We start from the raw sequence: 25,573 nt of genomic DNA, 5'->3' as shown, positions 1-25,573 counted from the left end.
GTAGACTTTCACCATTTTCTACTCGCTAAAAATTGAACAGATACTTTTTTCCTATCATCGCCTGTATAACGCAAGTTTGCTCGAAAATACATTTAGAGCAAGCGTATGTGTCAATATTGTAGCATGTAGTTCTTTTCTTCGCAATAACCATTAAAATAGTATATAATAATTGAGCATAAGTATAACACTATTAGATTTGAGGCGGTGAGTCCAATCGAACTCAACAAACGTCAGGAAGACATTTTACAAATTGTGAAAGAGAACGGCCCGATAACAGGGGAGCATATTGCAGAACGTCTCAATCTGACAAGAGCGACTTTAAGACCAGACTTAGCAATTTTGACGATGGCTGGCTTTCTAGATGCTAGACCACGAGTTGGTTATTTCTATTCTGGGAAAAAAACATCCGTAACTTTAATGGATAGCATTAACAATTTAAAAGTAAAAGATTTTCACTCGGGGCCTGTTGTTGTACCTGAAACAATGACTGTATATGATGCCATTTGTTTCATGTTTTCAGAGGATGTCGGAACCCTTTTTGTCGTTGATAAGAACGAATTTTTAACTGGGGTTCTCTCTCGTAAAGATTTACTGCGTACAAGTATTGGCACGCAGGATTTAAATAAAATTCCTGTACATATTATTATGACACGAATGCCAAATATCTCGTACTGTGAAAGATCAGATTCGTTAGTTGTTGCAGCAAATAAGTTAATAGAACGAGAAGTAGATTCGTTACCGGTAATCGAACCTCAAGAGGGTGGATTGACGATAGTTGGCCGTTTAACGAAAACGACCATTACACGCGCTTTCTTATCTCTTGCGCAAAATGTCTAACAGTTGAAGGGGAACAGCATGAAGAGATTACGCGTTTTTGTTATATCTGATTCTGTCGGCGAAACTGGTGATCAAGTAGCTAAGGCAGTTATTAGCCAATTCCGACCAGGCTTAGAAAATACGATTATTCGGCGCTTTCCGCATATTCAAACAGAAGAGCTTGTTCGAAAAATAGTCTGCCTCGCTGCGAAACAGAAGGCATTTGTAGTTTATACACTTGTTCGACAAGACATGCGTGCATTATTGCATGATCTATGCGAAAAAGAAAAAGTTCATGCTGTAGATATATTGGGACCAGCATTAAAATCAATGGCAACCTTTATGGAAGAAATGCCTTTAGAAACTCCGGGCATTGTGCATCAACTGGATGATGACTACTTTAAAAAAATTGAGGCGATTGAATTTGCCGTGAAATATGATGATGGCAGAGATCCACGAGGCTTATTGCAAGCTGACATTGTACTTGTTGGCGTGTCACGCACTTCAAAAACGCCGCTTTCACAGTATTTAGCACATAAACGTTATAAGGTGGCAAATGTACCATTAGTCCCGGAGGTAGCACCACCAGAAGAATTATTAAAAATTGATGCGAAAAAATGTTTTGGCTTAGTTATTTCTCCTGATAAATTAAATTCGATAAGAAAAGAAAGATTAATGACATTAGGTTTAAATGATGACGCCATCTATGCGCAACATGTACGTATTTTAGAGGAAATACAACATTTTGAAAAAGTAGTTGAGGAAATAGGTTGCAAAGTAATTGATGTAACGAACAAAGCGGTAGAGGAAACAGCTAACGTTATTATTGAATATCTTTCAAGCCGTAAATAAGAAACCAAATTTAGTAAACCACCTCGGGTTAGTAGAGGCGGTTTTTTTGAGTCGGTTTTTAAAATTGTATAGATAAATACTAAAATTTGTTTTATAATAATAAAATTGTGGTAAAAATATTTAAAATGAGAAAAATCCTATTTTTTTGTCGAGAAATAAAGGATTTTTAAAATGGATATCGAATTGTGTTCTAGAACGTAAATTAAAGATGGTGATGAGTTTGGCAGGAAAAATACCAGAAGAAGTGATTGAGCAGATTCGTACACAATCAGATATTGTGGATGTCATAAGCGAATACATGCAGCTGACAAAGCGTGGGCGCAATTGGTTTGGTCTCTGTCCTTTTCATGGAGAACAAACGCCATCTTTTTCTGTGTCAACAGACAAACAGATTTTTCACTGCTTTGGTTGCGGAGCAGGTGGTAATGCTATTACTTTCGTCATGGATATCGAAGGGATTTCTTTCCCAGACGCCGTCGTAAAACTTGGTGAACGTGTTGGTATGCATTTAGATGTAGGCCCAAGCTTACCAGAGGCGACGACAAAGATTTCTAAAGCGGAAGAGAGGATGAAGGAAGCGCATGCTTTTGCGGCAGATTTTTTTCATCATTTACTGCTAAACACAGAAGATGGGGAAGAGCCTTTAAATTATTTGCTAGAAAGAGGATTTACAAGGGAACTTATAGAATCTAATAGCATTGGATGGTCTCTCCCAAGCTTTGATGCATTAACGATATTGCTTGAAAGAAAAGGTTATAACTTACAAGAAATCGCAGATAGTGGTCTAGTAATCAAACGTGAAGGGGAAGAACGCTATTTTGATCGTTTTCGAGGACGTATTATGTTCCCGATTCGTGATGAGAATGGTAAAATTATTGCCTTCTCAGGACGAATATTGTCATCGACAGGTGAAGAGGCAAAGTATTTAAATAGTCCAGAATCACCAATTTTTCAAAAGAGTGAAGTGTTATATAACCTAGATAAGGCACGAACCTCTATTAGAAAAAATCGTCAAGTAGTGTTGATGGAAGGTTTTATGGATGTTTTGGCTGCAACCTCAGTTGGTGTAACAAATGCCGTAGCAACAATGGGAACCTCGCTTACGAATCAGCATATCACAAAGCTAAAACGCTTAGTAGAGCAAGTTACGGTTTGCTATGACGGTGATAATGCTGGATTTGATGCGGCGAAAAGAGCGGCACAGTTACTACAAACGGAGCGCATGAAAGTTAATATTGCGGTGATACCTGATAAGCTCGATCCTGATGAGTATATTCAAAGTTTAGGTGGACAGGCTTTTAAGGAACAAATTTTGGAAAACCCACATACGTATATTGCTTTTATGATGATGCATGCTAGACGAAATAAGAATTTTCAATTTGAAAATGATACGCTTCAATATATTCAAGAAGTACTCGAACAATTAGTGGGTAGCTCCTCACCAATTGAGCGAGATTTGTATATCCGACAGCTATCAAATGAAACGACGATTTCGGAAGAAGCTATTTATGCCCAATTCCGAAAACTAGAGGCAAATCAAGTACGCTCTGCGAAAGTGGAAATGCCAACGCATACACCTTCGATGCCAGTCACGCAGCAACAAAAGCCTATGGACGCAGCCGAACGTGCCGAACGTTTATTACTTGCACATATGCTTCATAATATAGATGTAGTGGACAGGGTATTACGTAGTGAGCAAACAGAGCCTTTTGTAAGAGATGCATATATGGCTGTTTTTGTTCGATTGGTAGGATTTTATGAGGAATATGGTCATCCAGATTATCAGCGCTTTGTAGAAATCTTAGATGACGCTGAATTACGCAAAATTGTTATGGAAGCTGCTTTAGTAGAACGTGATCCTGACCAGGCAGAATCAGAAATCGCAGATTCTATCCGACAGCTTCAAAAATATAGAATTGAGCAAGAAATTCATCAAAAGATGCATGAGTCAAAGGAAGCGGAGAAGATGCACGAGTATGCGCGTGCTCTTGAAATCGCCCAACAGATTATTCATTTAAGAAAATCGTTATCGGCGATTTAACCCGATTCGGTTGTTTAGAAGGAGGAAGGTTTATGGCGGACAAGTCTGAACGTTCAAAAGAGGTAGAAGTAGAAATTACATTAGATGAAGCAAAAAAATTACTACAAGAAAAGGCGAAAACTGAAGGTGAAATTTCGATGAAGGAAATTTCAGAGAAATTATTGCCTTATGAATTGGAAAATGAAGAAGTTTTCCACTTCGCTGAAGATCTTGAAAAAAATAAAGACATTCAAATTATAGGTAAAGAAGAATTTGAAGAAGAGAGCTTAATGAAAGAAGAAGCAAGCGAAGAAACGTTCGATTTAAACGATTTGAGCGTACCACCAGGCGTAAAAATTAATGATCCTGTACGTATGTATTTGAAAGAGATTGGCCGTGTTGATTTACTTTCTGCAGAGCAGGAAATTGCTTTAGCAGAACGTATTGAACAAGGTGATGAAGAAGCACGTAAACGTTTAGCAGAGGCGAATTTACGTCTTGTAGTATCGATTGCAAAACGTTATGTTGGTCGTGGAATGCTATTCCTTGATTTAATTCAAGAGGGGAACATGGGGCTTATTAAGGCAGTTGAGAAGTTCGACTACCGCAAAGGCTTTAAATTCTCGACATATGCAACATGGTGGATTCGTCAAGCAATCACACGTGCAATTGCCGACCAAGCACGTACAATTCGTATTCCTGTACACATGGTAGAAACGATTAATAAACTAATCCGTGTACAACGTCAATTGTTACAAGACTTAGGTCGTGAGCCGTCTCCAGAAGAAATTGGTGAGGAAATGGATTTAACACCTGAAAAAGTACGTGAAATTTTAAAAATTGCGCAAGAACCTGTATCTCTTGAAACGCCAATCGGTGAAGAAGATGATTCACACTTAGGGGACTTCATTGAGGACTCTGAGGCACAATCTCCTTCTGACCATGCAGCATATGAATTGTTAAAAGAGCAACTAGAAGATGTATTAGATACATTAACAGACCGTGAAGAAAACGTACTTCGTTTACGTTTTGGTTTAGATGATGGTCGCACACGTACATTAGAAGAGGTAGGGAAAGTATTTGGTGTAACACGTGAACGTATTCGCCAAATTGAAGCAAAGGCACTTCGTAAGTTACGCCACCCTTCTCGCAGCAAACGATTAAAAGATTTCTTGGAATAATAAACAAACTCAATACTTTTACTATAAATGCAAACCCCGCCATCACTATTTATGGCGGGGTTTGCCTTGTATTAGCAATTGAAACGCAACTAGAAAACAGCAACCCCTCGATGTAATCAATATATATTATCGGAAGAAACTTTAAATAATTGCTAAAGTGATGTAAAAATATATAATTTGAACGGTGTAGTCGTTCCATTTTTGCGACTTTTTACAGATGCTCTTTCATGAATTGTGAGATAAAATTGTATTACAACCATTATTAAGCAATGTTTGGAGAATATATGATGACAAATCCACGGAAAAAAATTATTTTAAATGAGATATTGTTTTGGAAGCAAAATAAGCTATTACCAGAGCACTACTGTGACTTTTTAGCGACTCTTTATGCAGAGGGAAATGATATAGAGGAGATAGAGTCAGCAACTCATAAACAGGCTGTATTGCCTTTAGAAAAAAGAAAAATGATGTTCTTCATTGTGGGATTATCCTTGGGTATGATGGTGCTCTTGTATTTTTATTTTACAGTAACTTCTTTGTTGCTTTTTTTAACGGGCATTGTAGCAATCGCTACAATTACATTATTCATAATAGCTTTCCGGTTTGCGAGCAAAAATAACTTATTAGCGCCTGCTTTGCATATTATTGCTGCTATACTGTTATTTAGTTTATCGATTCGCATGTATACTACATATTTTAGTGGAAATAATATAGCGTTATTTGCCTTTATAGCGGCAAATTGTGGCGTCTGGTTATTTTCAGGATTAAAAATGAAACTACTTTATTTTACAGTCTCTGGTGTTCTAGGGCTAGTGGCACTAATTGGTTATTACTTGTATAATTTTATGTAAATTTCAACACCCTTCTATGACTAATATTGTTCATAGAAGGGTATTTATTTTTCTAATATAGCAGTATGGCTTTATTGGAAAAGTAATTTTAAAAGAAATTCAATAAAAAAAATAGCGAATAATAATATATTGAAATAATAGTATAGCCTATTTATGCAAATGTCAATATATATATAGTCAGCTTAATAAAGCCCAAAGGTTTAACGAGAAAGGAGCAATTAATTTTCATCGTTAGACGTATATGAATGCAATTGAAGTGGCAAAATATTTGCGAGAAGTAATACGATTTTCGTTTGGAAAGGGTTCTCCATAAATCTAAATATTGGTTTTAACAAGACATAATTTATCCAATTGATACAGAAATGTCGAAATTGTTACAAACAAAGGAAAACTTAGCGAATGGGGCTTTTCGTTTCATGTTTAATGCAGTACAATATTAGATGTTGACTGATTCTATATTATAATAGAAGTAGATTTATTAATGAGGAGGGGAAACATATGAAAAACAATCCAGTCGTTCCTTACATCTTGATTCTGGCATTTGGTATTGGTCTTATTTTCTTCATGTCTTTACAAGGCGCAGATAACAAGAAAGAAATTGCTGCTGAACATGAGGGTGGTGGCGAAACTACAGAAGCTAATGATGATGGTTCTGCATTAGTACAAACTTGTATCGGTTGTCACGGTGGTGACTTAACTGGTAGTGTTGGTCCAAACCTACATGGTTTAGATGAAGCTCATATCGTAGACGTGTTAACAAACGGTATTCCAGGAACTCCAATGACACCAGGAATGAAAAACGAAGCGGAAGCAAAAGCAATCGCTGAGTACATTTCTACTCTAGAATAGTTTTGAAAAGTGGCTGTACTAAAAGTGTATTTACGCTTTTAGTACAGCTTCTATTATTATAATGGAGTTGCTCAATATATGAGACAACTCCATTTGTTTTTTTGTTCAACATCATACATACTAGAATGGACTCTATATAAGGTAGGCGGTTAAAAATGAACGCACAAAAATTATCAAAGCGATTAGAAACAGTGGCAAAATTTGTTCCAACAGGTGCGGTTGTGGCGGATATTGGCAGTGATCATGCTTATTTACCATGCTATTTAATTCATAAGGGAATAGCTACTAGCGCAGTAGCAGGAGAAGTTGTAAAAGGCCCCTATGATTCAGCGGTTGGACAAGTGAAAAAAGAAGGATTAACAGAACAAATCACGGTTAGACTGGCAGACGGCTTAGCTGCAGTGGAAGAAACAGACCATGTAGATACTATTACAATTGCTGGAATGGGCGGACCTCTTATTGTGTCGATATTAGAGAAGCATCCACAAAGCTTACAAGGTGTTACACGTCTAATTTTGCAGCCAAATATTCATGCAAAAGTCATTCGGGAATGGGCTTTAAAAAATAATTGGGCAATCCTCGATGAAGATATTTTAGAGGAAGACGAAAAGATATATGAAATTCTTGTCTTACAACGAGGGCCGATGGAGCTAACTGCAGCAGATATCTTATTTGGACCTAAATTATTGCTTCGTCAATCACCAGCATTTATGAAAAAATGGAATCGAGAAAAGGAAAATTGGCAACGCGTTTTACAATCTATTGAAGGGGCCGAGCCAACACTTGAAATTGAGGAAAAACGTGCAGAATTAAAAGCGCTACTTGATTTAGTGGAAGGAGTTTTATAGCATGAAATCTGTTAACGGTCAGGAAATTATTCAATTATTCGAATCATGGTCGCCGAAAAATCTTGCATGTATGGAAAATGATCCAATTGGGCTTGCCATTGGAACACTAAATAAACCTGTAAGTAAAGTTTTAATCACACTGGATGTCAATGAAGCTGTAGCAGATGAGGCTATCGCTCAAGGATGTGAATTGATTATCGCGCATCATCCACCAATTTTCCGCCGCCTAGCCAATATTCGTACGGATAATCCTGCAGGACAATTATACGAAAAGCTTATCAAACATGATATTGCTGTTTATGCCGCACATACAAATTTAGATGTGGCTGAGGGTGGTGTCAATGATTTATTGGCTGATGCATTGCTGCTTGAAAATCGTTCTATTTTAGAAGAAACGTATGCTGAGGATGTTCTTAAGCTTGCTGTGTTCGTACCGACTGCAAATGCGGATACGTTACGTGAGGCATTAGCAAAGGCTGGCGCTGGCCGTATAGGTTCTTATGAGGCATGTAGCTATACAACGAGTGGGGAAGGACGATTCCGAGCGCTACAAGGGGCTAATCCATATGTTGGTTCGGTTGGTGAGTTACATGTGGAAGAAGAAGTCAAAGTGGAAGTGGTATTCCCAACGCCCATTAAAAATCGCGTTTTAAAGGCGATGTTAAATGCCCATCCATATGAGGAGCCTGCATATGATGTGATACGCTTAGATCAGCAAACGAACATTATGGGTTTAGGACGTGTTGGCTATTTACCCGAAGAAATGACGTTAAAAGGCTTCGCAGAATTTGTAAAGAAACAACTAGATGTGCCAGCTGTTCGTGTTGTCGGAGATTTGCAATCAAAGGTAAGAAAGATTGCCGTAGTTGGTGGAGACGGAAATAAGTATATTTATACAGCAAAGCGTGCTGGAGCGGATGTGTTTTTAACAGGTGATATGTATTTCCATACTGCTCAAGATGCACAAGCAATTGGTTTACAAATTGTAGACCCAGGTCATCATGTAGAAAAAGTAATGATTGCAGGGGTTGCGAAAAAAATGGCGACGATGTGTGACACAAAAAAATATGCAGTAGAATTTGTTCAATCTACTATTCATACGGAACCGTTTTTATTTGTTTAAGAGAGGGGAATGGGAGTGGCAAATGGGAGGCCTGCTGGCAATAGTGCCGGCAAGTTATGGATTATAATTGGTTTACTAATTGCTGTGTTCGGAGGCGGCATGACAATCATGACGAATATGATGAATGAGAAAAAGATAGATGCAATGACCGAGCAATGTGAAGACGATGGGGGCAAAGCCATTGTATCGAAAGAAAAGAATTTTTTATCAACGAACTATTCGTTTGAATGTAAAAAATAGTATGTGAATAAACGCAACTTTTAGAGGGAATTCCTTTGAAAGTTGCGTTTTTTGTTGTAAATGAACTATTGTCTATAGCCAATTTTTATTTAACTGCTGTTGATTTCCGCTACGTGAGGACGCTTTCCGCGGGCACACCGTAAGCCGTAACCCTCGCTAACGCGCGGTCTGTTGCGTCTTTCGTTGTGTGCTGTTCCCGCAGGAGTCGCCTCCCTCCGCTACAATCAACTAGTATCACATTCCTAGATGACTATTGCCGTTGAATTCCTCTACAATAGACTAATCCTGTAGGTAGGGGAATTCGAATTAATAACTATCAAAAATAATTGCCAAAGGACATCAAGGGTGAAGATGCATATTGTTACCATGTTAATCAATATTTAAAAAATATTGATTTTTCTATTAATTTATAGTATATAAAAATTAATTAAATGAGAATCGATTGAGAATGTTAATTGAACTAATGTAGAAAAGTGTTGGCGACAACAATAATACTAGAAATAGGAAGGGTGTTTTATGAAAAGAGGCGGTGAAAATTAAAAAGATTCCAGCACCAAATGTTTATCTAATGCTAATATTTATTTCGTTATTATCATTAATCAGGGATTATGAAAGTCAGCCTATTTGGATAAAGGTTTTTGGGATATTTGGCATTTTAGGATTTTCCGTACTCACATATTTGGAGAGAGATAAATTTTTCAAAAGGTAAAGAGCTCTATCAAATTTTTATCCATTACATAATAATAGCCATTAAACATAATTTTTCCTTGTCAAATGAAAGGAGGTGAGCAATATGTCAGCCAAAAAAACTGGGAGGGTGAAAATAGTAGTGTTAGCGTTGGTGGCAATATTGTTATTGCCATCTGGGGTTTTGGCAGTATCTCATAATGCTATTCAGGATCCTTTAATTGCTGCAACATCAACGGTTGTAACATTCAACCAAGAAGGTGTTTCTCGTAAATGGCTAGCACCAGGACCAATCACACAATATCCAAATGAAGGCGGCACTTGGCAGTATGGATTTTGGAATGCTAAAGTTCGTTCATACTACACAGTGGATCGCTGTCATGGAAGCACAGTAGAGTTAAATGGTAATCAATCAAGATCAGTTGATACTGTAGCAGGGAAAACATCAATTGCTGAACTATTTGCAGTGCAGTATCCTACCCACGTTGATCGGTATTACTATCGAGTATGTGATTAAGTACTATAGCTTTCATACTTTAGAGGCTTGGAATGTCTTTAGCAGTAGGCTTTCCAAGCTTCTCAATTAAAGATTTAGGGGGAGTGGACATGCTTAAAAGAGCAGTACAACTGACATCTTTGATTTCGGTAATTATGCTGTCTCTGCTTATTTTTCAATATACGTCACTTGTCCAACAGCGGCTGCCATTAGATACTACAAATCAATTTGATTTAAATCTTGCTGAAACCACGATTGCAAAAGATAAATTGGTTTTAGACCTTAATCGACTAACAGATCAATATAAAGCGATTGTAGTAAAAACTTCTGTTGATCCAGAAAATTATGACAACAAAAAAGATATTATTTATTTTGGGACTGCTAAACCAGCATTTCAAGGCTTGCTTATAGCGCATAAAGAAATTAAGTGGTTCGATTCTACTTTAAGAGGTGAGTTGCTTTCTGCTGCAGAAATAGGCACCCGTTCTTTATCAGGCACCTATGCTTCTAACGGTGGAAAAGAATTTCAAGAAGCACTTAAACAATGGGCGCAACAGCATCAAATTAGGATTTTATTTGTTCAAGAACCATCTATACTTACAATAGTTTATGCATACTTATTTCAAAATGGTATAGGAAATGCAGTGCTCGCTTCCTTGTTGTTATTAGTAACGACAATTATAACGTGGATATTTCAACATGCAAAAGCAAGGTCTATTCGATTATTAGGCGGTGTAAAAGCATGGAAAATTCATGTGGAGGATACAACGACAATAGTATCTTTTATCTTTGTCGGTTTTTTACTAGGTTTGTTTATTTCATTAGGCTATGTAGGTGTCATAAAGGACATTCGACAAATTCCATTGGTATTCAATCGTCTAATACTATGTCTATTGCTATTCTTGCTTGTCGTTGGCATCATCACAGTATTGCTCTCGCGAATTGCTGGCCCAAAAGCTGCCCATATAGCCAAAAGACAAATACCGTTGAAGCGGTTTTCCATAATGGGAAAGCTAAGTTATGTTCTTGTCATGATTTTATCGCTAATTGTACTACCGACTATCATTACATCTTTACTAATAACCAATCAATTGTCAAAAGAATATTCGCTTTGGGACAAAATGCAAAATGTCGTTCGAATAACAATGACTGGATTGGATTCATTAGAACAAGAGGCGGTACTTCCCGATGTAGAAGCTTTTTTCTCTAAAATGCAAGAGGCTAATAATTTAAGTCTTTCTTTAGTTATCGATAAAGCAATTTCATTAGAGCCATCTCAAATGGGTGGCTATGATCACATTATTATGACGGATCGTGCTTGGATTGATTTGCTAGAAATAGGTGTGGAAACTGAAGGTAAAGGCGGAAAACTCATTGTAAAAAATCTTGAAAATTTACCATATGAACTGTCATCGTTTTTAGAAGGACAAATTCCGCTATGGACTAAACAAAACGAAGTGTATCCACCAAACGGTTTGAATTTTTACGAATACGAGGGAAAAAAATTTCTCGCATTACCACCAAATGTTGGGTTGGGTGGTGAAACAGTGCAAGCAAAAAATCCGTTAGTTCTATTGATAGATGGTCATCTAACAGACATCGTGAAGACGAAAAGCTTTTTAATATCTTTAGTTTCTAGTGGAAATATCGTTTTTTTTGATGCAGATCATTTACAAGCAGCTTTAGCTAATTCCGTCATGAAACCGCAAATCACGTCGATTAATGGAATTGCGGACGTTGCTTTGGAAACTGCTCAAAGGTTTAAACAACAATACGTCTATTATATTGTAGCGGGTATGCTTATTTTCGTAACAATGTTTTTGACAGGTGTATTGAATGGTAGGCTTTGGGCTGGCACGAATGTAAAACGTATTTTCACTTTGCACACATTTGGTTTACCATACACTTCTATTATTGGACCAGTTTTAAAAAGACAACTATTTACAATCATTATAACAACAATAATTGGTTCCATTATTGCGTATTTCATACATTATGTACAACTTAGCATATTACTTTCATCTGCTTTGCTTGTCGGAATTTTATATTGGATAGGAAGTTATCTTTCCTTTAAGAGATCCGCAAAGCAAGCATTTTATCGTACTAGTCATCGGTACAATTAAATGAACTAAAGGGGTAATTTATATGGTAATTCAAACAAAAAATATTGGCATTGAAATTAGTGGGAAAAAGATTTTTTCTAATATGTCACTTAATATTAATCGTAACGAAATGATTGCCATTACTGGTCCATCTGGTAGTGGCAAAACAACCCTTTTAAATTGCCTAGGTCTTATTCAATCAGTAAGCAATGGAGAAATTATGATAGAAAATCAAAAAGCTAGCAACTGGAATGAAAAAGAAAAAACGAATTTTTGGAAAAAAAGTGCGGCATTTATTTATCAAGACTATGGCATCATTGAAGATGAAAACGTCTGTTATAATGTGACATTAAATAAGCGGCAAGCAAAGTCAAAGTTTGTTGAAGAAATCCTACAGACCGTTGGACTTGAAGGAAGGAGTCAAGAAATGGCGGCTGTTTTATCAGGGGGGGAAAAACAGCGTCTAGGTGTTGCACGGGCAATATTTAAGAAGGCAACAATTATATATGCGGATGAACCAACAGCATCGCTTGATAAAAATAATAGAGAGATTATTATTAATTTATTAAGAAAATGCAGTCAAAACGGTGCGAGTGTGATTATTGCAACGCACGATGAAAGACTTGTAACTGTCTGCGATAGACGCATTGATTTAGTTTAATTTGTCTAAGTGAAGGGAAATGGCAAGTTATCATCGGTGATTGATTTGGGTTCGAGGCGGATGACAATTATAAGTAGGAATGTGAAAAATAATAAAAATGGTCACTATAGAAAAATTAAGCATTGGTCTATACTTGATTTAATGTAATGCAGAAGGGAGTGGCGAAATATGTTTATCCGTTTAACAACAGAGCAACAAGAGCAAATCATCGCCGATATACAACGCTTTTTCTATAATCAACGAGATGAAGATATTTCCGATTTTGAAGCGGAAAGAGTATTTGATTTTGTGAAAGAAAATATTGCTCCATATATTTATAATGCAGCGATTTCAGATGCAAAATATGTAGTGGATAATCAATTATCTGCTATTGAAGATGAGCTAGTGGCTCTAGAACGTCCAATAAAATTAAAATGATAACGAAAAGAGAAACGATTACTAGAAAATTGTTTCTCTTTTTTTAGTGAAAACAACCTTTATTGGTATACTTTAGTTTAAAAACAAAAAATAACAGCTAAACAATTGACAAGGACAATGTAAATATGTTAATTTTATCTCGAAATAAAGATACATGAATTCAAAGTAATCGAGAAGTGAAGGTTGCTTTATGATTTTTGATTGAATAAGGTACTGTTTATTTGAACACCATGAGTAAGAGCGCAAATTTTTTGAAATTCAGCAAAGAAAAAGCAATCAGAAAAACACTTTTTGGGTACGAATAAGGAGGAATAGAGATGTTGAAAATTGGGATTATTTTAGGTAGTACACGTGAAGGGCGCGTAAGTCCACAAGTTGGTCAGTGGGTAAAGGAATTAGCAGAAAAACGTCGTGATGCTGAATATGAAATTATCGATATTGCCGAATTCAAGTTACCGCTTTTAGGAGAACCAGGAGGCGATGCTTCTGGAGCCGCAGCATGGTCACAAAAAGTTGCTGCATGTGATGGGTTTGTTTTTATTGTGCAAGAATATAATCACTCTATTTCAGGAGCGCTTAAAAATGCTTTAGATTATTTACGTGAGGAATGGAATAATAAAGCAGCAGGTATTGTGTCATACGGTTCTGTAGGTGGGGCACGTGCGGCGGAACATTTACGTGGTATTCTTGGAGAATTATCGGTTGCGGATGTACGTGTACACCCTGCATTGTCTTTATTTACTGATTTCGAGAATGGCAATGTGTTTAAACCAAAAGATGTGCAAGCTGATTCAGTAAACCAAATGTTAGATCAAGTCATTCCATGGGCAACAGCTTTAAAAACAATTCGCTAATAAACGGCGAAATAATAGATTGCATATAGCATGCTGGCGTATGTCCAGTATGCTATTTTTAGTTCCGTAAAAGAGCCTGTAAAAGTGCCAGGCACTCAAACAATTTTGAAAATTTTATGGCTATTCAAGTAAAAATCCACGAAGACTCCTGTGGGAACGCACGTAAAGCGAACTGGATTATTACGAAATAAGAATTTGAATACTATGCATTAAAGATAGTTTAATAAACTCTAAAGAAACTTTACCATTGGGTAATATTATGCGTTATGCTAATGAAAGCAGAATGGATCATTTGACAGTTCTGCCATCAGAACCAGAATAGTATTCTAACAAAAAAGTGGGGAAGTATATGAAAACAATAACTGTTCAACATTATGATGCATTTAGCCATGTCCCGAATATGGGCAATCCAGCTGGCGTTGTAGTGGAAGGAAATCAATATAGTGAGCAAGAGATGCAAGAAATTGCGAAAATGGTTGGCTTTAATGAAACAGCTTTTGCTATGACGTCTGAAACAGCCGATATACGCATTCGTTATTTCACACCAGGGCATGAAGTCGATTTATGTGGTCACGCTACAATGGCAACCATTTATGCACTACAAACACAAGGTTTACTAGCGAACAAAACGACTATTACGATCGAAACAAAGGCAGGGATATTACCAATTCGTCTGGAAGAAAAAGATGAAAAGCTATACATAACAATGCAGCATGCTGCACCACAATTTGAAGCATTTAATGGCTCTAGAGCTGCGCTTGCTGAGTCAATAGGCATTGACGAGGATGAATTACATTCAGATTTACCAATTGTCTATGGTAGCACAGGATTGTGGACCTTACTAATACCTGTCCAAAAATTAAGCTCTTTCAAAAAGATGAATCCACAAACCGCTAAATTTCCGTCTATCTTAAATGAAATGCCAACAGCTTCCTTGCATCCATTTTGTTTAGAGGCATTAGATGAAACGGCAGATATGCATGCAAGACATTTTTCTTCACCATACTCTGGCACAATTCAAGATATAGTAACGGGAACGGCTTCAGGTGTGATGGGGGCATATTATGCGAAGTATGTTGATAGTAATGTAACATACCCGAAAACACTAATTGTTGAGCAAGGACAAGAGCTTGATCGAGATGGTCGTGTTTATGTCCATGTGAACGAAGTGGACAAAAACTTGGATATTTCGATTACTGGAACGGCTGTCTATGTCACGGAATTGAAAGTGCAAATATAAGTGCCAGGCACTCACACAATTTTAAACAAAAGAGACTGTTCATCGCTAGAACAGTCTCTTTCATTATTTTTGTAAAATATCACATACTCTACCTATTTGACCATCCGTTAAACGAACTTTAATGCCATGTGGATGGTGTGAGGAATTGGTTAAAATATCTTTCACAATCCCTTTTGTTTTAACGCCTGTTCGCTGATCTTTTTTGAGAATAATATTGACTTCAAGCCCTGGGTGAATATCTTTTCTATTTTGACCGTTCATACTTAACCTCACATATATATAGAATGATTCAAATTATAGCATAAGTGCTGTTAGTTACCTATTGCAAATAGAGATTGAAACAATGAGGCTAGTAAAGCAACAAATAAAGTATCCTCCGAATGGAATAGCTTATAAATGATGCCTTCCCGTACTATCCCATTTTCTACGTAGTTTGCACTCGCAATTTTTTCATCATTACAATATAAATAAGCAGTCGATGTGAAATCTTTCTCAAAGCGAAAGACAAGACCATCCATCGTAAAGGAATAGGAAGATTCTAATAATTGAACAGTTTTTCTTTGAACAGGTATGATACTCCCATCAGGCATGATTATTTCATGACTGACCCCTTTTGCGAGCAGCGTAGAACGCACTTGAAAAAGGGGTTCTCCATGAGTTGTCCTTGTTTCATAACGGTGCGGTAACGGTTGCTGTGATGTTACTAGAGAGGCAGCATTAAGTACTTTTCCGATATTTGAGCGCTCAATTTTTTGGAGTATGCAAACTGTTTCATTTTGACTGTTTAGGATTGGTAATTTTGAAAGTCTATCAAATGCTTTTGGATATGTAAGTGTAAATGTTGCCATAAAAAACCTCCGATCTCCTTACTATACGAGTTAGCTAGACTGGAGGTTTCACTATTATTAGTTGTCCATGAATTTCCCTAACCATTATGTTTTCTTGTTCGGAATTATTAAAATTCGTTCAATGTAATAAAACTACATTTGATTGTAATTTCACTACAAAACTGTAATGGAATTATGAGAAAAAAAGTGAATAAGTAACAATATTATGTCTTTTTCGAAAAATAAACTTGTGAGGAAATTATCATTGTAGTAAAATTACAATTGAAATTAGGAGGTGATTTCTTGTTAAGTTTCGAAGAACGGATAAATAGTAAGGTGAATTCGCTAACAATTTCTGAGAGAAAAGTTGTCGAACAGCTGAAAATGCATAAACAACCTTTTTTGTTATCAATGAACGAACTCTCAACATTAAGCAAAGTAAGTGAACCGAGTGTTGTTCGTTTATACAGAAAGCTTGGATATGCTAGTTACCAAGAGTTAAAAGTGGCACTCGCTCAAGAGCAAGTGAATAACAGCTACTCATCAACATCAGACCAAAATGAGATTATGGATGAGGATCTTGCTAATGTTGTATTTGATAAAATAGCAGATCAGCTTTCTATAGCTATGTCGATGACTAAAGAGAAATTAAATATTACTCAGATGGAAGAAGCTGTTCAAATTATATCAAAAGCAGAAAGGCTTTTTTTCTTCGGACAAGGTCTCTCGGGTACGATTGCAGAAGATGGCGCTCATAAATTTATGAGAATGGGCGGTACAACTATCGCTGTTCAGGATCCGCATTATCAAGCGATATACGCCAATCATATGAACAATGAAGATGTTGTCATTGTCATTTCTCATTCTGGAGAGACGGTCAATATTATAGAAGTCGTTAAAATGAGCCGGAAAAGTGGAGCATTTGTCATTGTTATTACATCGAATTCAAATACAACGCTTGCCAAAATGGCTGATACACTACTCCTTACACAGGCGCAAGAGACTGAAAAGCGGTCGGATGCGATGGTTAGCCGCCTTGTACAACTTGCTTTAATTGACACATTATTTACTAGGGTTGTTGCAATAGGGGGTAGCCATGTAAAAAAATCTATAAATATTTCACGGTTAGCCGTTACTAGAATGAAAAAATAATCTTTTAATAAAAGTGTATGCGTTGTCACCTTAGAGATAATTATATTTAAGGAGGATACATTACAATGTTAACAGGTAATATACTCATTATCGGGTTTGTTCTTGCTCTAATTGTTTTATTTGTCCTTATTATGAGATTCAAGTGGGATGCTTTCGTCTCTCTTTTAGTAGTTGCCCTTGGCATCGGCTTATTATCAAGCATTCCGACGAAAGAAGTTCCTGGCATAATTGCCACAGGATTTGGCAACACACTAGCTGGCGTCGGTATTTTGATTGGGCTTGGAATTATATTTGGTCAATTTTTAGCATCATCCGGTGCCATTAATAAAATTGCTACTGGAATGCTACGCGTTTTTGGGGTCAAAAAATCTCCATACGCAATTGCAATGACCTCGATTACTGTTTCAATTCCTGTATTCTTTGACGCAGCGTTTATTATTTTACATAAATTAATTCAAAATCTTTCTTTTAAAACAAAAATCTCACTTACTACTTTTGTTGCGATTCTTTCGATTGGGTTAATCACAGCTCATAGTGTAATTATCCCGACACCAGGACCTTTAGTTGTTGCCGACCAAACAGGATCAGATATAGGTATGTTCTTTATTTATGGATTGCTAGTTTCAATTCCTGGAGTACTAGTTGGCGGTGTGATCTATGGAAAGTTTATTGGAAAGCGAATTACAAATGAGGGACGTCTTGATGAATCTGACATAGCAGAAGCAGACAGCACGCTTTCTGGAAGAAAAGAAATTTCAACCGCTCTTTCTTTTGGGATGCTCGCTTTACCAATCATCTTGATTTTATCGAATACGCTAATAAATTTACTATTCAGAGACAACACAGAACAATTCGTTCCGACACTTTTCTCAGTTATTGGAGATAAAAATGTTGCGTTGTTAATCAGTGTGCTTGTTGCAATGTTTGCCTTAAAGCCATACATCAAGGAAGATACTAAAACCGTTTTTGCCAAGGCGTTAGATCAAAGTGGAGCGGTCATTCTTATTACAGGTGCAGGGGGTGCTTTTGGTAAAGTTGTTCAAGAAACCGGCATAGGAGATTTAATTATTAGCATAATGCAAGGGCTGAACATTCCTGTTTTATTACTTGCTTTTTTATTTGCGCAAATTTTACGTGCTTCGCTCGGATCTGCAACAGTTGCTCTTGTTACAACATCTGCAATTATGGGACCGTTAGCTGCAGAACTTGGCGTATCACCAGTCGTGTTAGGTCTTGCTATTTGCGCTGGTGGAATCGGCTTATCACTACCTAATGATTCCGGTTTCTGGGTAGTAAGCAAATTTGGACGTTTATCGATGACAGAAACAATTAAAGTTTGGTCAATTGGGGGCTTCTTATCAGGGGTGACCGTATTAATTTTCGTCTACGTCCTAAGTATGTTCCAAGGAATTTTACCAGGTTTGTAATTTATTTGTTTAATAGGTGGATGGCTAATCCACTGCTATATATAGTTGATTAAGTATGAGTAGGGTACTTTATATCAGTTAATGAACAACTAGATTGGAGCTGAAGTTAAATTGAAGAAGAAAATTGGATTTATTGGACTTGGCATTATGGGGGCGCCGATGGTACGCAATCTTTTGAAAAAGGGTAACGAGGTTACTGTATTCGACCTAAATACAATAGCGGTTGAAATGCTTGCAAAAGAAGGTGCAAAGACAGCTACCTCAGGAAAGGGTGTAGCATTAACAAGTGATGTCGTAATTACAATGTTGCCGGAAGGGAGACATGTCCAGCAAGCTATCTTTGGTGAACATGGGGTTATGGAAGGTGCTCGTGAGGGTATGGTCATCATCGACATGAGCTCTGTCACACCAGTTGAATCAAAAGAAATGTACGAGCTTTCTGTAAAACAAGGGGTACATTTTCTTGATGCACCAGTCAGTGGTGGTGAGCCCAAAGCAATTGATGGTTCACTGACAATCATGGTTGGTGGAAAAGAAGATGTGTTTGAAAGTGTAAAAGACATTCTTGGCGATATGGGCAATAACATTGTTCTAGTCGGTGACTCAGGCAGCGGATCTACTGCAAAGCTTGCAAATCAAATTATCGTAAACTTAAATATTGCGGCAATATCTGAAGCACTTGTGTTTGCGACAAAAGCAGGTATTAATGTGGAGAAAATGTATCAGGCAATTCGCGGTGGTCTTGCAGGAAGTACCGTAATGGATGCAAAAATTCCAATGATTCTTGACCGGAATTTTAAAGCAGGTGGGCGTGTCGACATTAATCTTAAAGATATAAATAATGTGATGCATACTGCTCACGAGCTAGCTGTGCCACTTCCGTTATCAGCTCAGCTCTTAGAAATTTTCTATTCTTTAAAAGCTAATGGAATGGAAACCCTTGATCATGCAAGCATTGTCCAACACTATGAGAAATTAGCAAATGTTGAAGTTTCAAGAGAGGTGCGATAGATGGTAGCGAGAAAAGCATCGGAACTATTATCAGGCCTTATTGAACCAAGTTGCGAGCAAATTCAGATGAAATTGAAGGATGCGCGAAAAGGGTTTAACGATAAAATCGTTATTCTTGATGATGACCCAACAGGTGTACAAACCGTTCACGGTGTTTCTGTTTATACGGATTGGACTGAAGAAAGCATTAGGCAAGGATTCCGTGAACAAAATCAAATTTTTTTTCTGCTAACAAACTCTCGTAGTTTTACTGCGGAGGAAACAGCGGTTGTTCATCAGGATATAGCTCGCCGAGTGCATGAGGTTTCCTTACAAGAAGGAATTCCTTATCTGCTAGTTAGTCGCGGGGATTCTACATTGCGTGGTCATTACCCGCTAGAAACGGAAACAATGAAAAACACAATCGAAGAAATTTCTAATACTAAGTTTGACGGGGAAATACTTATTCCATTTTTTAAAGAAGGCGGCCGTTTAACAATCGACAATATTCATTATGTTCAGTATGGAGAAGAACTTGTTCCGGCTAGTGAAACAGAGTTCGCTAAAGACCGTACTTTCAGCTTTAGTTCTTCACATCTAGGCGAATGGATTGAAGAAAAAACAAATGGTGTTTATCCAAAAGAAGATACTATTTATATCAGCATTGAAGATTTACGTTCACAAAATATTGAAGCAATCAAAGCGCAATTAATGGAAGCTAAAAACTTCAAGAAGGTCGTTGTAAATGCAGCTGTTTACAGCGATGTTGAAGTGTTTGTAATTGCCTTGCTCCAAGTTATGAAAGCGGGAAAAACGTTTATTTTCCGAAGTGCCGCTTCCTTTACGAAAGTACTTGGAGGCATTTCTGATAAGCCATTTTTATCAAGAGTAGAGCTTATTACGGAAGAGACTTCAAATGGAGGACTTATCGTAGTTGGCTCGCACGTTCAAAAGACAACAGATCAATTGTATGCTCTTCTTGATAGTGGTCTTGTAATAGGAGTAGAGTTTAATGTTCATCTTGTGCACGATGATGAGAAATTCCAACAGGAAATCAATCGTGTCCGTATTACTTGCGAAGAGCTGATTACTTCTGGAAAATCCGTAGTTTATTACACTCGTCGGGAGAGATTGGACTTAGGAGAGAATCAAGGAGAAAGTGAACTTCAACTATCTGTTAAAATATCACAAGCTGTGACTAGTATTGTCACTGACTTAAAGGTACGACCGAAGTACATAGTTGCAAAAGGTGGAATTACTTCTTCCAGTGTTGGAACAGTGGGACTATCAGTCAAGCGTGCTGAAGTAGCCGGTCAAATTAAACCGGGCGTTCCAGTGTGGAAAACAGGAGAAGAAAGCAAGTTTCCTCGTTCTTCTTTCATTCTCTTCCCTGGCAATGTCGGCACAACTAACACGCTCAAAGAAATTATTGAAGTATTAGAGGGGAAATAAGTGAATGCGATGAAGGATTTTTAGTGTCGTGGACAAAGTTGCATATTGGAAACTGCAAGTCGATAATAGAGCGGCTGCGTTGAGCATATTTCTGAGGTTCGAACGCTCAATTTTTGAATGCCTAGCATTAGAAATTGAAGTCTATTAAATGCTTTTAGGTATGTAAAAAACCTCCAATCTACTTACTAATCGAGTAGACTGGAGGTTTCATTATTATTAGTTTGAAATGATTTTACCGGATAATGCACGTTTTTCTTGCTCCGTATCGAATTCATTTTCCATCTTAGATACAACTACTGTCGCTACACCGTTACCAATTAAGTTAGTAACAGCGCGTGCCTCTGACATAAAACGATCGACACCGATTAACAGCGCAATCCCTTCTACAGGAATCATAGGGAATGCAGCGAGTGTTGCAGCAAGCGTAATAAAGCCTGAGCCTGTTACACCAGCAGCTCCTTTTGAAGTTAACATTAAAATAGCAAGTAAAGTAAGCTGATGCCAAATATCTAAATCAACCCCATAAGCTTGTGCGATAAAGATAGCCGCCATTGATAGATAAATGGAAGTGCCGTCCAGATTAAAGGAATAACCTGTTGGAATAACAAGACCTACAACTTGTTTCGAACAGCCGTAATTTTCTAATTTGCGCATCATCGAAGGAAGTGCAGATTCAGAAGATGATGTACCGATAACGATAAAAATTTCATCTTTAATATATTTAATGAATTTAAAAATACTAAAGCCAAAGAAGCGTGTAATTAAACCAATAACGACAACGATAAATATGAACATTGTAATATAGACAGATAACATTAAGAAACCTAAGTTACCAAGTGATTTTATACCGAAGTTCCCGATTGTGTAACTCATAGCACCAAATGCACCAATTGGGGAAATTTTCATCACCATATTAACAATTTTAAAGAAAATATCTGCTACTTGCTCGAAAAATTTGATAACAGGTTTAGCCGGTTCTCCAATAGCCGCTGCTGCTAAACCGAATAATACAGCTGAAAATAAAACAGGTAATAACTCACCATTCGCAAGTGCACCGACAACATTATCTGGGATAATTTGCATTATAAATGCCCCAAAACCATGCTCAGCAGCAGCAGCTTGCTCTGTATATTGTGAAACATCCGCAGCATTTGCTGCATCTGTATTAAATCCTTTACCAGGTTGAATGATATTTACAACAAGTAAGCCAATCGCAAGTGCGAACGTCGAGACAATTTCAAAATAAATTAATGCCTTACCACCAATTTTACCGACCTTTTTTACATCACCCATGCTACCAATCCCGATAACAACAGTTAAGAAAATAATAGGTGCAATTAACATTTTAATTAATTTAATAAAAATATCAGCTAATATTTTTAAGCTAGCACCGAACTCTGGGAACGCAGCACCAACAATAATACCGAGTATAATGGCAATCAGCACTTGTACCGTTAAGTTTTTAAAATTTATCCGCATAATACTTCCCCCTAAAAAAATGTGAACTTTGTGAACGCTTTCATGTGGTTATCATAGCTGAAATTTTCCGACAATAGGATTTATGGCCGTAAAGTTTCTATTGTTCATTTTGTTCATTTTTCATTTGATTAGATAGAAAGCTAGTAATATCAATGGTTTGAGGCTGTTTTATAGTAGAATGCAATTTCTCTAAACTATTATAATACAAAAGAAAAAATCCCCACATAATGTGAGGATGTATTTTTAATGACCAAAAGTTCTAAGGAGATACAATCTTTTGGATTTCAGGTAATACATTATGCTGTTTGACATTGGCACGATAGAAATCATAGACAGGTGCAAGTTTTTCTTGAAGGCGTTGACGCTCCTCGTCACTCATCGTATAAATTTCAAAATCGGCTTCTTGTTGTAGTTTTCGTAAATCATTGTCGTTCATTAACACAGCCTGCTTAAATTGCCATTCAGTTGTTTCTTTCATGGCATCCGTTAGCTGCTTTTGAACTTTTAACGGTAAATTTTCCCAAAAGTCTTCATTCATTAAAACTGAATAGCCTAAAATCCCATGGTTGGTTAACGTCATATTTTTTTGTACTTTGTAAAAGCCCTTCGAAAAAATATTAGAGGCGGTATTTTCTTGTGCATCGATAGCATGTGTTTCTAAGTCAGTAAAAACTTCGCTAAAGGAAATTGGGACAGGTGTAGCCCCGACTAAGCTAAATTGCTTTTCAAGCGTTTTACTTGGCATTGTGCGTATGCGTAACCCTTGTAAATCTTCAAACGCATGAATTGGATGCTCAGCCGTTAACTGTTTAAAGCCATTGTGCCAAAAGCCGAGACCCCGTACATTAAAAGGCTTTAACTCATCCAATAATTGTTCACCGATTTGTCCTGTTAGTACCTCATGAACTTCATCATCTGTATGAAAAAGATACGGTAGGTCAAGCACTTGCCAATCTGGTACATAGGAAGTCATTTTAGAAAAAGTAGGAATGATGATTTCGACTTTTCCATCTTGTAAAGCTTTGAATTCATTTTCATCGTTAAATAACGAGGCATTTGGATAAACATGGACTTTTACCTTGCCGTTTGTTTTTTCCTCTACAAGTTCAGCAAATTTCGTTGCAGCTTGACCTTTTGGCGTATTTTCAGCTACAACATGACTTAAATGTATCGTAATTTGTGTATCAAGGCCATTTTGTTCATCATCATAGGGGAGCGTTTTCGAAAATAATATTCCTTGCTGTATACTAAATACAATGGTTAAGATCAAAACGGTTGCAATCGTCCCAATAATAAATTTTTTCATATTCTACACCCAATTGATTCGTATTTTCACATGTTTTTGTTATTCTAACATAAGGAGTAAGCTAAAATATAGTAAGAGGGAGGCAATGATCTTGAAATTTCAAAAGTTATCGATGAAGGGCAAAATCATGTCTCTTACTTTTTTTATACTTTTGTTGTCTTTTAGTATAGGTGGAACGTTTTTGCTTGGGTTTGTCATGAATGAACAAAAAGAAAAGCTGGCAGAACAGGCATTACTAGTTGCAAAAACTGTCTCACAACTACCAGAAATGAAAACTGCTATTGCCAATCGTGACTTCACAGAAGCGACCAAACATATTAATCCTGTTGTTGAAGAAATACGTGATATTAATGGGGCGCAGTATATAGTTGTGCTCGATATGCAGCGACGAAAGTATTCCCATCCAAATACGGAGGAAATCGGCACAATTTCACAATCAGGGGACTTAAACGCTGCATTTTCTGAGCATTATTATACATCCATTGCACATGGTGAACGTGGGGATATGGTACGCGCCTTTGTACCAATGATGACTGACAATGGACGTCAAATTGGCGTTGTGATCGTAGGCTATAGTGTATTAACTGTTAGCGAGCTTCTATTATCTATCCAAAAAGAGCTAATGATTACAGTAGCTTTATCTCTATTATTTAGTGCATGGGGTGCACACACATTAGGCCGTCATATGAAAAAGCAAATGTTTGGATTAGAGCCACATGAAATTGCTAAAATGTATGTGGAACGCACTGAAACTTTTAACGCTATGCATGAAGGGATTATCGCAATAGATACTGAATTGACGATTACAATTTTTAATGAAAAAGCATGTGATATTTTAGGTGTAGCAGAACGGCCGTCTTCGTTAATTGGCAAGAAAATTTTCGAGGTGTTACCAGATACCCGGTTACCAGAAATATTAGCGCTAGATCGTCCTATCTATAATCGTGAACTCTATATAAATGATCATAGCATTATGAGTAATCGTATTCCTATACAGGTCAATGGTGAAACGGTTGGTGCTGTAGCGATGTTTAAGGATCGCACAGAGGTGAAGAAATTAGCCGAGGAATTAACCGGTGTGAAGGCGTTTGTTCAGGCATTACGTGTACAAACGCATGAACATAAAAATAAATTGCATACGATCGCTGGTCTTTTACAGCTTGGACATCATGATCAAGCACTATCCTATTTAACACAAGTTAAGGAAGAACATGATGAAATCACGAATTTTTTAAATGAGCGCATTAAAAATGAAAATATTTCGGGGTTATTACTTAGTAAAATTGCACATGCGAAAGAACATGGGATTACATTAGAAATAGACCGAGCTAGTCGTCTCACAACATTCCCCAAAAATTTAGATCATCATGATTTTGTCATCTTATTTGGGAATTTAATCGAGAATGCATTTGATGCATTAAAAGATAGTCCAGTTGAAGAGAAGACTGTTCATATTTCCGTAGATGAAGATGATGATGTACTTGCTATTTTAGTAACAGATAACGGAGTCGGCATGACGGAAGCGGTAAAGGCACAAATTTTTGATAATGGCTATTCAACAAAAGAAAAAAAGGGTCGAGGTATCGGGCTGTATTTAATAAAAGAAATCGTACAAAAGGGTCAAGGTGAAATTGAGGTAATGAGTGAACCAAGTAAAGGGACAAGCTTTTTATTAACATTTTATCATCCTTAGTGTTCGGATT

General features: G+C 37.1%; 24 protein-coding genes. 20 read left to right on the top strand and 4 right to left on the bottom strand.

The features are described from left to right. Positions 1–204 precede the first annotated feature (204 nt). The 15 genes from ACQKNX_RS10010 (at position 205) to ACQKNX_RS09940 (ending at position 15,237) form a co-directional block, all read left to right on the top strand. Positions 205–837 carry a helix-turn-helix transcriptional regulator gene (locus ACQKNX_RS10010; RefSeq protein WP_172772074.1) on the top strand — a complete coding sequence of 211 codons (633 nt, stop codon included), beginning with the start codon at positions 205–207 and terminating at the stop codon, positions 835–837. Between the two features lie 18 nt (positions 838–855). Then, complete coding sequence (locus tag ACQKNX_RS10005; protein WP_427428751.1) at positions 856–1,668, top strand: pyruvate, water dikinase regulatory protein; 813 nt, start codon at positions 856–858, stop codon at positions 1,666–1,668. A 208-nt stretch (positions 1,669–1,876) separates the two neighbouring features. After that, positions 1,877–3,709 carry a DNA primase gene (dnaG, locus tag ACQKNX_RS10000; RefSeq protein WP_427428750.1) on the top strand — a complete coding sequence of 611 codons (1,833 nt, stop codon included), beginning with the start codon at positions 1,877–1,879 and terminating at the stop codon, positions 3,707–3,709. Between the two features lie 32 nt (positions 3,710–3,741). After that, positions 3,742–4,869, top strand: a complete 1,128-nt coding sequence (gene rpoD / locus ACQKNX_RS09995) for an RNA polymerase sigma factor RpoD (RefSeq protein ID WP_340823637.1) — start codon at positions 3,742–3,744, stop codon at positions 4,867–4,869. Positions 4,870–5,153: 284 nt separating this feature from the next. Next, positions 5,154–5,720 (top strand): hypothetical protein, encoded by a 567-nt coding sequence (locus tag ACQKNX_RS09990; RefSeq protein WP_427428749.1) that lies wholly within the window; start codon positions 5,154–5,156, stop codon positions 5,718–5,720. 498 nt (positions 5,721–6,218) lie between these two features. Beyond that, positions 6,219–6,569, top strand: coding sequence for a cytochrome c550 (gene cccA / locus ACQKNX_RS09985; protein WP_172772070.1), 351 nt, complete (start codon positions 6,219–6,221; stop codon positions 6,567–6,569). Positions 6,570–6,724: 155 nt separating this feature from the next. After that, positions 6,725–7,417: a tRNA (adenine(22)-N(1))-methyltransferase gene (locus tag ACQKNX_RS09980; protein ID WP_427428748.1), complete on the top strand. Its 693-nt coding sequence runs from the start codon at positions 6,725–6,727 to the stop codon at positions 7,415–7,417. Position 7,418: 1 nt separating this feature from the next. Continuing rightward, entirely contained in the window at positions 7,419–8,540 is a 1,122-nt protein-coding gene (locus tag ACQKNX_RS09975; RefSeq protein ID WP_427428747.1) for a Nif3-like dinuclear metal center hexameric protein, read from the top strand. 15 nt (positions 8,541–8,555) lie between these two features. Next, complete coding sequence (locus ACQKNX_RS09970) at positions 8,556–8,780, top strand: hypothetical protein (RefSeq protein ID WP_401010520.1); 225 nt, start codon at positions 8,556–8,558, stop codon at positions 8,778–8,780. Positions 8,781–9,573: 793 nt separating this feature from the next. Beyond that, positions 9,574–9,984 (top strand): lactococcin 972 family bacteriocin, encoded by a 411-nt coding sequence (locus ACQKNX_RS09965; RefSeq protein WP_427428746.1) that lies wholly within the window; start codon positions 9,574–9,576, stop codon positions 9,982–9,984. Positions 9,985–10,016: 32 nt separating this feature from the next. After that, the gene (locus tag ACQKNX_RS09960; RefSeq protein WP_427428745.1) at positions 10,017–12,086 is read left to right on the top strand and encodes a hypothetical protein; all 2,070 of its coding nucleotides are present in this window, start codon (positions 10,017–10,019) and stop codon (positions 12,084–12,086) included. A 22-nt stretch (positions 12,087–12,108) separates the two neighbouring features. Continuing rightward, a complete protein-coding gene (locus tag ACQKNX_RS09955; RefSeq protein WP_427428744.1) occupies positions 12,109–12,726 on the top strand; it encodes an ABC transporter ATP-binding protein in 618 nt (205 codons plus the stop codon). Positions 12,727–12,894: 168 nt separating this feature from the next. Next, positions 12,895–13,143: a DUF2164 domain-containing protein gene (locus ACQKNX_RS09950; protein ID WP_427428743.1), complete on the top strand. Its 249-nt coding sequence runs from the start codon at positions 12,895–12,897 to the stop codon at positions 13,141–13,143. A 317-nt stretch (positions 13,144–13,460) separates the two neighbouring features. Next, positions 13,461–13,997, top strand: coding sequence for an NADPH-dependent FMN reductase (locus ACQKNX_RS09945; protein ID WP_427428742.1), 537 nt, complete (start codon positions 13,461–13,463; stop codon positions 13,995–13,997). A gap of 349 nt (positions 13,998–14,346) precedes the next feature. After that, complete coding sequence (locus ACQKNX_RS09940; RefSeq protein WP_427428741.1) at positions 14,347–15,237, top strand: PhzF family phenazine biosynthesis isomerase; 891 nt, start codon at positions 14,347–14,349, stop codon at positions 15,235–15,237. 63 nt (positions 15,238–15,300) lie between these two features. On the opposite strand, the gene ACQKNX_RS09935 is transcribed toward ACQKNX_RS09940, so the two are convergent. Both ACQKNX_RS09935 and ACQKNX_RS09930 read right to left on the bottom strand, forming a co-directional pair. Continuing rightward, entirely contained in the window at positions 15,301–15,498 is a 198-nt protein-coding gene (locus ACQKNX_RS09935) for a YwbE family protein (protein WP_340823655.1), read from the bottom strand. A 50-nt stretch (positions 15,499–15,548) separates the two neighbouring features. Further along, on the bottom strand, positions 15,549–16,085 hold the full coding sequence (locus ACQKNX_RS09930) for a tubby C-terminal domain-like protein (RefSeq protein ID WP_427428740.1): 537 nt from the start codon (positions 16,083–16,085) through the stop codon (positions 15,549–15,551). A 282-nt stretch (positions 16,086–16,367) separates the two neighbouring features. On the opposite strand from ACQKNX_RS09930, the gene ACQKNX_RS09925 reads away from it, so the two are divergent. The 4 genes from ACQKNX_RS09925 (at position 16,368) to ACQKNX_RS09910 (ending at position 21,085) form a co-directional block, all read left to right on the top strand. Further along, positions 16,368–17,216: a MurR/RpiR family transcriptional regulator gene (locus tag ACQKNX_RS09925; RefSeq protein ID WP_427428739.1), complete on the top strand. Its 849-nt coding sequence runs from the start codon at positions 16,368–16,370 to the stop codon at positions 17,214–17,216. Between the two features lie 65 nt (positions 17,217–17,281). Next, positions 17,282–18,643 (top strand): GntP family permease, encoded by a 1,362-nt coding sequence (locus ACQKNX_RS09920; RefSeq protein WP_427428738.1) that lies wholly within the window; start codon positions 17,282–17,284, stop codon positions 18,641–18,643. A gap of 111 nt (positions 18,644–18,754) precedes the next feature. After that, positions 18,755–19,654: a 2-hydroxy-3-oxopropionate reductase gene (gene garR, locus ACQKNX_RS09915; RefSeq protein ID WP_427428737.1), complete on the top strand. Its 900-nt coding sequence runs from the start codon at positions 18,755–18,757 to the stop codon at positions 19,652–19,654. Then, positions 19,655–21,085: a four-carbon acid sugar kinase family protein gene (locus ACQKNX_RS09910; RefSeq protein ID WP_427428736.1), complete on the top strand. Its 1,431-nt coding sequence runs from the start codon at positions 19,655–19,657 to the stop codon at positions 21,083–21,085. A 216-nt stretch (positions 21,086–21,301) separates the two neighbouring features. Here the strand turns inward: ACQKNX_RS09910 and ACQKNX_RS09905 are convergent, their stop codons facing one another. Further along, complete coding sequence (locus ACQKNX_RS09905) at positions 21,302–22,564, bottom strand: dicarboxylate/amino acid:cation symporter (protein WP_401017772.1); 1,263 nt, start codon at positions 22,562–22,564, stop codon at positions 21,302–21,304. A gap of 259 nt (positions 22,565–22,823) precedes the next feature. Beyond that, a complete protein-coding gene (locus ACQKNX_RS09900) occupies positions 22,824–23,870 on the bottom strand; it encodes a TRAP transporter substrate-binding protein (protein ID WP_427428735.1) in 1,047 nt (348 codons plus the stop codon). 112 nt (positions 23,871–23,982) lie between these two features. Here ACQKNX_RS09900 and ACQKNX_RS09895 point away from each other — a divergent pair, with 112 nt between their 5' ends. Continuing rightward, positions 23,983–25,563 carry an ATP-binding protein gene (locus ACQKNX_RS09895; RefSeq protein ID WP_427429184.1) on the top strand — a complete coding sequence of 527 codons (1,581 nt, stop codon included), beginning with the start codon at positions 23,983–23,985 and terminating at the stop codon, positions 25,561–25,563. The last annotated feature ends 10 nt before the right edge of the window (positions 25,564–25,573 follow it).

Origin of the sequence: Lysinibacillus sp. NPDC093712 (assembly GCF_050280025.1) — a bacterium.
Classification (GTDB): domain Bacteria; phylum Bacillota; class Bacilli; order Bacillales_A; family Planococcaceae; genus Lysinibacillus.
Note: the sequence above shows the minus strand (reverse complement) of the source record. Positions and strands in the feature narration are given on the sequence as shown.

Excerpts from the sequence above, each read along its gene's own strand:
- ACQKNX_RS09990 (WP_427428749.1), top strand. The coding sequence starts at position 5,154 with ATGATGACAAATCCACGGAAAAAAATTATTTTAAATGAGATATTGTTT.
- ACQKNX_RS09930 (WP_427428740.1), bottom strand. The coding sequence starts at position 16,085 with ATGGCAACATTTACACTTACATATCCAAAAGCATTTGATAGACTTTCA.
- ACQKNX_RS09975 (WP_427428747.1), top strand. The coding sequence starts at position 7,419 with ATGAAATCTGTTAACGGTCAGGAAATTATTCAATTATTCGAATCATGG.
- ACQKNX_RS09900 (WP_427428735.1), bottom strand. The coding sequence starts at position 23,870 with ATGAAAAAATTTATTATTGGGACGATTGCAACCGTTTTGATCTTAACC.
- ACQKNX_RS09910 (WP_427428736.1), top strand. The coding sequence starts at position 19,655 with ATGGTAGCGAGAAAAGCATCGGAACTATTATCAGGCCTTATTGAACCA.
- ACQKNX_RS09950 (WP_427428743.1), top strand. The coding sequence starts at position 12,895 with ATGTTTATCCGTTTAACAACAGAGCAACAAGAGCAAATCATCGCCGAT.
- ACQKNX_RS09895 (WP_427429184.1), top strand. The coding sequence starts at position 23,983 with ATGAAGGGCAAAATCATGTCTCTTACTTTTTTTATACTTTTGTTGTCT.
- ACQKNX_RS09955 (WP_427428744.1), top strand. The coding sequence starts at position 12,109 with ATGGTAATTCAAACAAAAAATATTGGCATTGAAATTAGTGGGAAAAAG.
- ACQKNX_RS10005 (WP_427428751.1), top strand. The coding sequence starts at position 856 with ATGAAGAGATTACGCGTTTTTGTTATATCTGATTCTGTCGGCGAAACT.
- dnaG (WP_427428750.1), top strand. The coding sequence starts at position 1,877 with ATGGTGATGAGTTTGGCAGGAAAAATACCAGAAGAAGTGATTGAGCAG.
- ACQKNX_RS09945 (WP_427428742.1), top strand. The coding sequence starts at position 13,461 with ATGTTGAAAATTGGGATTATTTTAGGTAGTACACGTGAAGGGCGCGTA.
- cccA (WP_172772070.1), top strand. The coding sequence starts at position 6,219 with ATGAAAAACAATCCAGTCGTTCCTTACATCTTGATTCTGGCATTTGGT.
- ACQKNX_RS09920 (WP_427428738.1), top strand. The coding sequence starts at position 17,282 with ATGTTAACAGGTAATATACTCATTATCGGGTTTGTTCTTGCTCTAATT.
- ACQKNX_RS09965 (WP_427428746.1), top strand. The coding sequence starts at position 9,574 with ATGTCAGCCAAAAAAACTGGGAGGGTGAAAATAGTAGTGTTAGCGTTG.
- rpoD (WP_340823637.1), top strand. The coding sequence starts at position 3,742 with ATGGCGGACAAGTCTGAACGTTCAAAAGAGGTAGAAGTAGAAATTACA.
- ACQKNX_RS09960 (WP_427428745.1), top strand. The coding sequence starts at position 10,017 with ATGTCTTTAGCAGTAGGCTTTCCAAGCTTCTCAATTAAAGATTTAGGG.
- ACQKNX_RS09935 (WP_340823655.1), bottom strand. The coding sequence starts at position 15,498 with ATGAACGGTCAAAATAGAAAAGATATTCACCCAGGGCTTGAAGTCAAT.
- ACQKNX_RS09980 (WP_427428748.1), top strand. The coding sequence starts at position 6,725 with ATGAACGCACAAAAATTATCAAAGCGATTAGAAACAGTGGCAAAATTT.
- ACQKNX_RS09940 (WP_427428741.1), top strand. The coding sequence starts at position 14,347 with ATGAAAACAATAACTGTTCAACATTATGATGCATTTAGCCATGTCCCG.
- ACQKNX_RS09905 (WP_401017772.1), bottom strand. The coding sequence starts at position 22,564 with ATGCGGATAAATTTTAAAAACTTAACGGTACAAGTGCTGATTGCCATT.